This is a genomic window from Candidatus Methylomirabilota bacterium (genome assembly GCA_035260325.1).
In the GTDB taxonomy this organism is placed as follows: domain Bacteria; phylum Methylomirabilota; class Methylomirabilia; order Rokubacteriales; family CSP1-6; genus AR19.
The window spans coordinates 1-9345 of sequence record DATFVL010000012.1; the positions used below are offsets into that span (position 1 = coordinate 1).

At 70.0% G+C, this 9345-nt stretch carries 16 protein-coding genes and 1 pseudogene; 12 read left to right on the plus strand and 5 right to left on the minus strand.

Translation table 11 applies throughout. The annotated features are described in order from the left end of the window. From VKG64_00525 to VKG64_00535, 3 genes are all read left to right on the plus strand, one after another. Positions 1-212: acyl-CoA dehydrogenase family protein (locus VKG64_00525; protein ID HKB23507.1), on the plus strand; the 212-nt coding region annotated here is incomplete at its 5' end. Between the two features lie 10 nt (positions 213-222). Further along, positions 223-525, plus strand: a complete 303-nt coding sequence (locus VKG64_00530) for an ATP-dependent Clp protease adaptor ClpS (GenBank protein HKB23508.1) — start codon at positions 223-225, stop codon at positions 523-525. A 19-nt stretch (positions 526-544) separates the two neighbouring features. Continuing rightward, the gene (locus VKG64_00535; protein HKB23509.1) at positions 545-865 is read left to right on the plus strand and encodes a TfoX/Sxy family protein; all 321 of its coding nucleotides are present in this window, start codon (positions 545-547) and stop codon (positions 863-865) included. On the opposite strand, the gene VKG64_00540 is transcribed toward VKG64_00535, so the two are convergent. From VKG64_00540 to VKG64_00550, 3 genes are all read right to left on the minus strand, one after another. Continuing rightward, positions 843-1370 carry a hypothetical protein gene (locus VKG64_00540; protein ID HKB23510.1) on the minus strand — a complete coding sequence of 176 codons (528 nt, stop codon included), beginning with the start codon at positions 1368-1370 and terminating at the stop codon, positions 843-845. The two genes, VKG64_00535 and VKG64_00540, sit on opposite strands and share 23 nt — an antisense overlap. A gap of 82 nt (positions 1371-1452) precedes the next feature. Then, the gene (locus tag VKG64_00545) at positions 1453-2997 is read right to left on the minus strand and encodes an altronate dehydratase family protein (protein ID HKB23511.1); all 1545 of its coding nucleotides are present in this window, start codon (positions 2995-2997) and stop codon (positions 1453-1455) included. Positions 2998-3197: 200 nt separating this feature from the next. Continuing rightward, positions 3198-4100 carry a cation diffusion facilitator family transporter gene (locus VKG64_00550; protein HKB23512.1) on the minus strand — a complete coding sequence of 301 codons (903 nt, stop codon included), beginning with the start codon at positions 4098-4100 and terminating at the stop codon, positions 3198-3200. A 36-nt stretch (positions 4101-4136) separates the two neighbouring features. On the opposite strand from VKG64_00550, the gene VKG64_00555 reads away from it, so the two are divergent. Beyond that, on the plus strand, positions 4137-4961 hold the full coding sequence (locus VKG64_00555) for an alpha/beta fold hydrolase (protein ID HKB23513.1): 825 nt from the start codon (positions 4137-4139) through the stop codon (positions 4959-4961). An 18-nt stretch (positions 4962-4979) separates the two neighbouring features. On the opposite strand, the gene VKG64_00560 is transcribed toward VKG64_00555, so the two are convergent. Beyond that, entirely contained in the window at positions 4980-5621 is a 642-nt protein-coding gene (locus VKG64_00560) for a sulfite oxidase-like oxidoreductase (GenBank protein HKB23514.1), read from the minus strand. 118 nt (positions 5622-5739) lie between these two features. On the opposite strand from VKG64_00560, the gene VKG64_00565 reads away from it, so the two are divergent. Beyond that, positions 5740-6507 carry an NYN domain-containing protein gene (locus VKG64_00565; protein ID HKB23515.1) on the plus strand — a complete coding sequence of 256 codons (768 nt, stop codon included), beginning with the start codon at positions 5740-5742 and terminating at the stop codon, positions 6505-6507. A gap of 21 nt (positions 6508-6528) precedes the next feature. On the opposite strand, the gene VKG64_00570 is transcribed toward VKG64_00565, so the two are convergent. Further along, complete coding sequence (locus tag VKG64_00570; GenBank protein HKB23516.1) at positions 6529-6990, minus strand: DoxX family protein; 462 nt, start codon at positions 6988-6990, stop codon at positions 6529-6531. A gap of 90 nt (positions 6991-7080) precedes the next feature. Between VKG64_00570 and VKG64_00575 the strand changes: the two genes are divergently transcribed. The 7 genes and pseudogenes from VKG64_00575 to VKG64_00605 all read left to right on the plus strand — a co-directional run. Continuing rightward, the gene (locus tag VKG64_00575) at positions 7081-7227 is read left to right on the plus strand and encodes a hypothetical protein (GenBank protein HKB23517.1); all 147 of its coding nucleotides are present in this window, start codon (positions 7081-7083) and stop codon (positions 7225-7227) included. A gap of 12 nt (positions 7228-7239) precedes the next feature. Further along, positions 7240-7662: pseudogene (locus VKG64_00580) on the plus strand (thioredoxin domain-containing protein). Next, positions 7662-7970: a Rieske 2Fe-2S domain-containing protein gene (locus tag VKG64_00585; GenBank protein HKB23518.1), complete on the plus strand. Its 309-nt coding sequence runs from the start codon at positions 7662-7664 to the stop codon at positions 7968-7970. Before VKG64_00580 ends, VKG64_00585 begins: the two are co-directional and overlap by 1 nt. Before the next feature lie 10 nt (positions 7971-7980). Further along, positions 7981-8307 (plus strand): cupin domain-containing protein, encoded by a 327-nt coding sequence (locus VKG64_00590; GenBank protein ID HKB23519.1) that lies wholly within the window; start codon positions 7981-7983, stop codon positions 8305-8307. A gap of 52 nt (positions 8308-8359) precedes the next feature. After that, on the plus strand, positions 8360-8713 hold the full coding sequence (locus tag VKG64_00595) for a helix-turn-helix transcriptional regulator (protein ID HKB23520.1): 354 nt from the start codon (positions 8360-8362) through the stop codon (positions 8711-8713). Positions 8714-8767: 54 nt separating this feature from the next. Next, positions 8768-9046, plus strand: a complete 279-nt coding sequence (locus VKG64_00600) for a lipid-A-disaccharide synthase N-terminal domain-containing protein (GenBank protein HKB23521.1) — start codon at positions 8768-8770, stop codon at positions 9044-9046. A 52-nt stretch (positions 9047-9098) separates the two neighbouring features. Continuing rightward, the coding region (locus VKG64_00605; GenBank protein HKB23522.1) for a hypothetical protein at positions 9099-9345 on the plus strand (247 nt) is incomplete at its 3' end.

A 9345-nucleotide genomic window follows, 5' to 3' on the forward strand; every position in this document is an offset into this window, starting at 1 on the left:
GCGAGAGCGCCGTGACCAAGCTCTTCACCGCCGAGGCGGTCTGGAAGATCGTGGACCACGCGATGCAGGTCCTCGGCGGCATCGGCTACACGACCGACTTCCCGATCCAGGCGATCTTCCGCAACGCGCGTCTCATGCGGATCGGCGCCGGCTCCGACGAGATCATGAAGTTCCTCATCGCCCGCGAGATCCTGAAGGAGATCAAGGGGTAGACTTGACGCGATGAGCGGGGTAGAGGTCCGCGACCAGGTCCGACCCTCGCCCGGCGTCGAGGACGTCGTCGAGGAGGCCGTCGCCCCGCCCTGGATGACGGTCCTCCACAACTGCGAGTGTCACACGTTCGAGCAGGTCGTGAAGCAGCTCCAGAAGGCGATCGCCTGCAGCGAAGCCGAGGGCTGGGAGATCGCGTGGCGGGTCCACAACACCGGCAAGGCGGTCGTGAAGATCGGCCCCGAGGCCGAGTGCGTGCGCGTCGGCAACATCCTCGCCGCGATCGGCCTCGTCGTCACCGTCACCCAGAGCTGACCGCGCACGCCCGCGGCGCGTGAACACGTCGGAGGCCTTCCGCGACTTCGTGCTCGACCAGCTCGCCGAGCTCGCGCCGGTGGCGTGCCGGCGGATGTTCGGCGGCTACGGCCTCTACGCCGGCGAGACGTTCTTCGCGATCCTCTCCCGGAACCGGCTCTACTTCCACACCGACGCGGAGAGCCGCGCCGACTACGTCGCCGCGGGCACGGGCCCGTTCCGGCCGCGCGCCGGGAAGACCCTCCGGAACTACTACGAGGTGCCCGTCGACGTCATGGAGGACGCCGACCGGCTCGTTGCCTGGGCGCGCCGCGCCCTCAGAAGCGGACGCCGAACGTGAGCCCGGGCATCACGTCGGCGCTGCCGCGGCGCGTGTCGAGGTTGGTGAAGTTGAGCAGGAACGTCCCGGTCACGTTCAGCTTGTCGGTCAGCGCGTAGTCGGCGCCGACGCCGATGGGGATCAGCCACGACGTGTCCCCGTCGTGGAAGGAGTTGTGGACGAAGCCGAGCCCGATCTGCGGCGTGAGCCGCAGCCGCTTCTGCGTGTTGGGAATGTCGATCCAGTACTTCACCTGCCCCGAGAGCCCGACCTGCGTCGAGTCGCCGGTGAAGCCGAGCTGGAGCAGCGGACCGACGGAGAGGCGCTCGATCAGGAAGGTCTCGGCGTTCACGTTGAGCGCGAACGCCGTGCCGTCGGGCGTCTCGCGCAGGAAGCCGAATCCCGCGCCGTACGTCCAGGCGCCGGGCTTCAGGTCGGCCCCCTCGGCCGCGCCGCGGAGGCCGATGAGCCCGGCCGCCACCGCCAGCGCGGCCATCCACGTCCCGAGCGTTCCCCTTCGCTTCATCGCCGGCTCCTCACGGTCGGATCGGGTCGTCAGCATTGATCGTACATCACGCTTCAAGCCTGCTCCGGAGCCCGCCCACTCACTACATCACCGGGCCGATGATCCAGGGCGCGAACTCCTCCTCGCCCACCCCCGAGAGCTCGCTCTTCGAGCGCTTACCCGAGGCGACCGCGATCACTTCCTCAAAGATCCGGCGGCCGACCGTCTCGAGCGGCGTGCCCTCGAGGATGACGCCGCAGTTGATGTCCATGTCCTCTTCCATGTGGCGGTACATGAGCGAGTTGGTCGCGAGCTTGATGGACGGCACCGGCTTGCAGCCGAAGACCGAGCCGCGCCCGGTCGTGAAGCAGATGATGTTGCAGCCGCCGGCGACGAGCCCGGTGATCGAGACGGGATCGTGGCCCGGGGTGTCCATGAAGACGAAGCCGCGCGTCGTGATCGGCTCACCGTAGAGGAAGACGTCCATCATCGGCGTCGTCCCGCCCTTGGTGACGCCGCCCAGCGACTTCTCGAACACGGTCGTGATGCCGCCCGCCTTGTTGCCGGGCGCCGGGTTGTTGTCCATGGCCTCGATGCCGCGGCAGTACCACTCCCACCACTTGTAGCGGTCGATGAGCTTCTTCGCGACGCCCTCGTTGATCGCGCGCCGGATCAGGAGGTGCTCGGCGCCGTAGATCTCGGGCGTCTCGGCGAGGACGCCGGTGCCGCCGTGGCGCACCAGCTCGTCGACCGCCCAACCGAGCGCTGGGTTCGCCGTCATGCCGGAGTTAGCGTCGGAGCCGCCGCAGTTCGTCGCCAGCACGAGCTCCGAGACCGGCTGCTTCGTCCGCCTCGCCTCGTTCACCACCGGCAGGAGCTTCCTGACTTCGGCCGCCGCGTGCTCGACGGTCTTCCGGACCCCGCCCGCCTCCTGGATGTTGACGATGAAGGGCTTGCGCTCCGGGTGTCCGGGCGTCGCCATCCGCTGGCGCTCGACCATGACGGCGGCCTGGTTCACCTCGCAGCCGAGGCCGATCAGGATGTAGGCGGCGACGTTCGGGTGCTTGGCGTAGCCCGCGAGCGCGCGCTGGAGGGCCAGGTGGTCCTCGCCGAAGAGCTTGGTGCCGCAGCCCGACTTGTGGGTGATCGCGAGGACGCCGTCGACGTTCGGGAAGTCGCGCTGCACGTCCCTGAACTTGTCCTTCACGAACTGCGACACGCTCGCCGAGCAGTTGACGCCCGAGATGATCGCGACGTAGTTGCGCGTGCCGACGCGGCCGTCGTCGCGCTTGAAGCCGTCGAAGCTGCGCACCCGCTCGGGCGGGTAGAAATCCACCGGGCGGACGTCCGTGCAGAACTCGTACTCGCGCTGGAGCTCGCCGATGCCGAGGTTGTGCGTGTGGACGTGGTCGCCGACCGCGATGTCCTCGGTCGCGAAGCCGATGATCTGGCCGTAGCGCCGCACGGGCGCTCCCGCGCCCACCGCTCTGCGCGCGACCTTGTGGCCCGGCTTGATGTCCCGGCGGACCTCGACGCGGCCGCCGCCGTCCTCGAGGACCGTGCCGGCCGGGATCTCGGCCTTGGCGACCGCCACGTCGTCCTCGGCTTTCAGGATCACCGCTTTCTGCCTGATGTCGAACGTCGCCATACGTGTGCCTCCAGGGCCCCACTATACCGTGGAGCCGGACCGACGGGCGCAGGCGGCAGGGGTCCAGCGGGACCCGTCCCCGCCGCGGGGCATCGGGCGCGACGCGCCCGGATGGAGCCCAGCCGCGACGGAGCAGCGCACGCCTGCCGCGTGGTCCCGCGACCCCTCCCGCCTGCGCGCGGCGGCTCCGGCCCCGACGGCTAGACCGAACCGGGCGCTTGGATGCGCAGGACCGCGGGCGGCTCGGTCTCGAGCTGGATGGTCGTGTGGTCGATGCCGAAGCGCGCGTGCAGGACCTCGTGGAGCTCTCGCAGCAGCCGGTCGCTCTCGCCGACGTCGCCGACCACCACGTGGGCGCTCATCGCCTCGCGGCCGGAGGTCAGCGTCCAGACGTGGAGGTCGTGGACGCGCCGGACGCCGAGCACGCGCCGCATCGCCGCCTCGATCTCGGCGAGGTCGAGGTGGGCCGGCGTCCCCTCGAGGAGCACGTTCACGGCCTGGCGGAGGAGCGCCCAGGTCCGCGGCACGATCACGAGCGCGATCGCCGCGCTGGCGAGCGGGTCGGCGAGCCGCCAGCCCGTCAGCAGCACGACCGCGGCGGCGGCCATGACCGCGAGCGAGCTGAGCGCGTCCACGAGCACGTCGAGGTACGCCGCCCGCACGTTGAGGCTTCCACCCGCGGCCTCGCGCAGGAGCCACGCGCACGCGCCGTTCACCACGAAGCCGAGCGCGGCGATCGCGAGCATCGGGCCGGCCGCCACCTCGGGCGGCGCCAGGAAGCGGCGGTACGCCTCGACGAGGATCCCGCCGGCGACGGCGAGCAGGACGAGCGCGTTCACGAGGGCCGCGAGGATCTCGGCGCGGTAGTAGCCGTAGGTCTTCTCGGGCGTCGGCGGCCGCGCGGCGGCCCAGATGGCGAAGAGCGCCAACCCGAGCCCCGCGGCGTCGGTGAGCATGTGGCCCGCGTCGGCCAGGAGCGCGAGACTCCCGGTCCAGAGGCCACCGGCCGCCTCGACGAGGAAGAAGGCCACCGTCAGGACGAGCGTCACGGTCAGCCGGCCGCGGGAGCCGGCGGCGGCCGTCGGACGGTCGGCGTGGGCCATCACGCGGATCGTAGCAGGTTCCTGCTAGAATCCTCCATGCACACCGACCGCACGCTCGCCCTGCACGGCCAGACCTTTCACTACACGGAGTGGGGCACGCCCGCGGCGCCCGCGCTCATCATGCTCCACGGCATCACCGGCCACGCGCGCGCCTGGGACGACGAGGCCCGGGCGCTCGCCGGCCGTTTCCGCGTCTTCGCACTCGATCAGCGCGGCCACGGCGACTCCGACCCGGCGCCCGACGGCGACTACACGGTCGCGACGATGGCGGGGGACCTCGCGGCGTTCGCCGACGCACTCGAGCTCCAGCGCTTCTCGCTCGTCGGGCTCTCGATGGGCGGCCGCGTGGCCATCGCGTTCGCCGGGCGGTGGCCGCAGCGGGTGGACAGCCTGGTGGTCGTGGACATCGGGCCGGACATCGCTCCGGAGGGGCGCCTGCGCGTGGGGAAGATCATGGCCGGGACGCCGGAGCGCTTCGAGAGCGTCGAGGAGGCGGTGGCGTTCGCGCGCGCGGCCAACCCGCGCTACACGGAGGCGATGCTGCGCCACCGCGTGCTCCACGGCACGCGACGAGTGGACGGCGGCCTCGTCTGGAAGTACGACCGTGCGCTGCGCGAGGCCGTGCGCACGGGCCGCTGGCGCGATCCGATCGACCTCTGGCCGCTCTGGCGGGCCATCACCTGCCCGGTGCTGGTGGTGCGGGGCGCCGACTCCGACGTACTCGCCCCCGAGACCGCGAAAAAAATGCTCGGGACGAACCCGCGCGCGCGGCTCGTCGAGGTCCCGGGGGCCGGCCACACCGTCCCGGGCGATCAGCCCGAGGCGTTCCGCCGGCTCCTCGCCGAGTTCCTCGGCGCCTGAGCGCGCGGAGGCTCGGGCTCAGCGGTCGCGCAGCTTGCGCGCGGCTTCCGCCCGCATCTGCTGCATCGCGCGCGTCTCCTGGTCGGAGTAGCGCTCCTCGGTCCACGGGTCGGCGCGCATGTGATAGCCGTTCTGCTCCCAGAAACCCGGCGGGTTCACGTCGAGGAACTCGAGGGCGCGGAGCCACTTCGCGCTCTTCCAGAAGTAGAGCCGCGGCACGACGAGCCGCATCGGCCCGCCGTGGTCGGGCTCGAGGTCGCGGCCGTTGTGCTTGAGGGCGAGCAGCACGTCGTCCTGGAGGAGGTCCTCGAGCGCGATGTTGGTCGTGTAGTCGGGATCGGCGTGCTGGAGGACGAACGTCGCCTCGGGGAGGGGCCGCACGTGCTTCATCAGCTCCCGGATCGAGACGCCCTCCCAGGTGTTGTCGAGCTTCGACCAGCGCGTGACGCAGTGGACGTCCGAGGTGAGCGTGACGCGCGGCAACCGCTGGAACTCCTCCCAGGTCCAGCTCGCCTCCCGCTCGACACGCCCGAAGCAGCGGAAGGTCCAGATCCTGGGGTCGAATCGCGGCGTCCGGCCGTACGTGAGGACCGGCCACTTCTCCGTGAGCGTCTGGCCCGGCGGCACGCGGCGCGCCAGGGCGGGATCAGGCGGCTTCATCCTCGACTCACTATACACCCGCCGGCAGAAGCTTCTCGGCGGGTCCCGGGGGGCGACCATATAATGGTCGCAGGACACAGCCCCGTCGGGGCGCTTCGGCCGGCGAAAGGACACGCAGATGAACGGGGAACGGAAGCTGGCGCTGTTCATCGACTTCGAGAACATCGCCCGCGGCGTCAAGGAGGCGCAGTACAAGGCCTTCGAGATCAAGCTGGTGCTCGAACGATTGCTGGAGAAGGGCAAGATCATCGTCCGCCGGGCCTACGCGGACTGGAACCGCTTCACCGAGTACAAGCGCCCCTTCCACGAGTGGGCGATCGAGCTGATCGACGTTCCGCAGAGCCGCTACAGCGGCAAGAACTCGGCGGACATCCGGATGGTGGTGGACGCGCTCGACCTCGCCTACGGCAAGACCCACATCGACTCGTTCGCGCTCGTGTCCGGCGATTCCGACTTCTCGCCGCTCGTGTCGAAGCTCCGCGAGAACGACCGCTACGTCATCGGGCTCGGGGTCAAGTCGTCCTCGTCCGACCTCCTCGTCGGCAACTGCGACGAGTTCATCTTCTACGAGGACCTGATCCGCGACACGAAGAAGACCAACCTCCTGCGGGGGCTCCCCGAGAAGAAGGCCGAGGCGATGGCGCAGCTCATCGATGCGATCCAGGCGCTGCAGCGCGAAAACAAAGAGACGTTGTGGGGCTCGATGGTCAAGCAGACGATGATCCGCAAGAACCCGGCCTTCAACGAGTCGTACTACGGGTTCTCGACCTTCTCGAAGCTCCTCGAGGAGGCCGCCAAGCAGAAGATCGTCACGCTCGAGCGCGACGAGAAGAGCGGCACGTACGTCATCACGGCCCTCACGGAAGAGGGCGGCCGCGCCGCCTGAGCCGGGGCCGCGCCGCCGGGCCTAGTCGCCGCTCCAGGGCGCGATGAGCCAGTCGATCGACCACGCGCCCGCGCCGCCGATGACGAGCGAGAGCGCTATCGCGATCAGGGCCAGGTTGAACTCGTAGCCGTGCCCCTTCCCCGGCGTCACGTACCAGTTGAGGAAGAAGCCGTGGCGCGCGTGCACCTTCGTGATCGCGACGAGCATGACGACGATGAGGCCGAGGGCCGCGGGGCGCGTGAGGAAGCCGATGAGCACCGCGAGCCCGCCGAAGCACTCGACGCAGGCCGCCAGGACGGTCGCGGCCGGCGGGATGTTCATCTTGCGGAAGCCCTCGATCGTCGCCTTGAGGCCCCCGCCCCCGAACCAGCCGAAGACCTTCTGGGCGCCGTGGGCGAAGAAGATCACCCCGAGCCCGAGCCGGACCACCAGATGCGACCAGGAAGGATACGTTCCGAAGACCAGATCCCTGAAATCGTCCATGGCCCCTCCTCGTCCGTTGCGATGGCCGCCACCACAGCGTATCCTCGCCCCGTGAGCCGGGCGTCGAGCCGAGTCCGCAGATCGGCGCGAGTGTACTACATCGCCGCGCTCGCGATCTCGCTCGTTGTTCTTCCCGGCGGGGCGGACGGTCAAGTCGACCTCACCACCCCGCCGAGCATGGTGAAGGGCCCGCCCGGCGCCGTCGTGACCATCGTGGAGTTCGCCGATTACCAGTGACCGCACTGCCGGGAACTCCAGCGGGCGCTGGGGCAGATCCTGACGGAGTACGCCGGCCGCGTCCGGCTCGTCTTCAAGGACCGGCCGCTCGCCGGCCACGCGCTGGCGCGGCCCGCGCACGAGGCCGCGCGGTGCGCCGGCGCCAAGGGGAAGTACTGGGAGTACCACGACCTCCTGTTCGAGGAGCAGCCGGCGTTCGAGCGCAGCGACCTGCTCCTGTACGCGGCCGACGTCGGCCTCGACCGGGAGGACTTCGCGCGCTGCCTGGACGAGCGCCGCTACGCGCCCGACGTGGACGCCGACGTGCGCCAGGCGATGGCGCTCGGGATCCTGTCCACGCCGACCCTGCTCGTCAACGGCCGCCGGATCGTCGGCGCGCCGAGCGTGGAGGAGTTCCGGTCCATCGTCGAGGACGTGCTCCGGGAGCGACGCTGATGCCGTTCGTGCGGGTCGCCGACGCGGCGGACATCGCGCCCGGCAAGGGCACCCTCGTCGAGCGGGACGGCGTGGCGCTCGCCGTGTTCAACGCGGGCGGCGGGCGCTTCTACGCGGTGAGCCCCGTCTGCCCGCACGAGGACGGGCCCCTCGCCGAGGGCTGGCTCGAGGGGCAGACGATCGTCTGCCCGTGGCACGGGTACAACTTCGACCTCACGACGGGCGCGTGCCTCGTCGACCCCGACCTCCAGATCGCCACGTACCCCGTGCGCGTCGTCGACGGCGCGGTCGAGGTCGAGCTGCCGTGACGGCGAGCCGATGACAGACGCGCGGCGAAGCGTGTACGTGGACCCCGCCGACCGAGCCTGGCAGGAGCGCCGGCCCGGCGTCCACTGGAAAGTCCTCTGGGAGGACGGCGACCGCAAGGCCGTGCTGATGCGCGGGGCACCCGGCGCCACGATCCCCCGCCACCGCCACCTGGGTGACGAGCAGATCTTCGTCCTCGAGGGCAGCGTGACGGACGACAGCGGCACGTGCGTGAAGGGCGCCTACGCGCGGCGCCCGTCCGGCTGCGTCCACAGCGTGTCGAGCCGCGAGGGCGCCCTCGTCCTCGCGATCATGTCGGGTGGCACCGAGCCCGTCTAAAGGTTGCATCGCGCCGACGAAACGCCTAATGTATGGCCGAAGGAACGCTCCCATGACCGAACGCGCCGTCAAGCACGTCAGGAAATTCCTGGGACAGCGCCTGCGGGCGCTCCGCAAGCAGCGGCTGCTCAGCCAGGAGCGGCTCGGCGAGCGCGCGAGCCTTTCCGGAAAGTTCATCGGCGAGGTCGAGCGCGGCGAGAAGTCCATCTCGATGGACAGCCTCTACCGCGTCTCGGTGGCGCTCGGGGTGCCGCTCAGGGATTTAACCGACGTGGGCGACAAGCACGCGCCGATCCCGACGGAAGACGCCGAGAAGATCTTCGCCCTGGTGTCGGGGCGGCGCCGCCCCGAGGATGTCCGGAAGGCGTACAACGTCCTGCGCGCGATGTTCGGGCGCGCCTCGTAACCCTCCCGCGGTCCACGCAGCTCACTCGTCTCCCGCACGGCAGGTGTGACCACCATGACCCAGGATCAGCTGTGGCTCGGGATCGGACTGCTCGGTCAGGCGTTCTTCTCCGCGCGCTTCCTGGTGCAGTGGGTCGCCAGCGAGCGCGCCCGCAAGAGCATCGTCCCGCGGCCCTTCTGGTTCTTCTCGGTGGGCGGCGGCATGACGCTTCTCGCGTACGCGATCTATCGGATGGATCCCGTCTTCATCCTCGGCCAGGGCGCGGGCCTCGTCATCTACGCCCGCAATCTCTACTTCATCTACCGCCATCCCGAGCGCGTCCTCCACTCCTGAGGTCCCACGCCGGATAATAATGATAGGATCTGGAGCAACAAAGGAGATCCCCGTGCCCGCGACCATGAACTGGGCCCAGTGCCACACGCGTCCCGTGCTGATGATCCCCGGCCCGACCGAGCTCCCGTTTCCGGTCATCCAGGCGATGAACCAGCCGCCCACGATCCAGTACGACCGGCACTTCGACGAGCAGGTGCTCGAGCCGACGATCCTCGCGCTGCGCCAGGTGTTCCAGACGAAGGGCGAGGTCATCATCATGCCCGGCTCCGGCCGGACCGCGCTGGAGGCGGGCGCGCTCA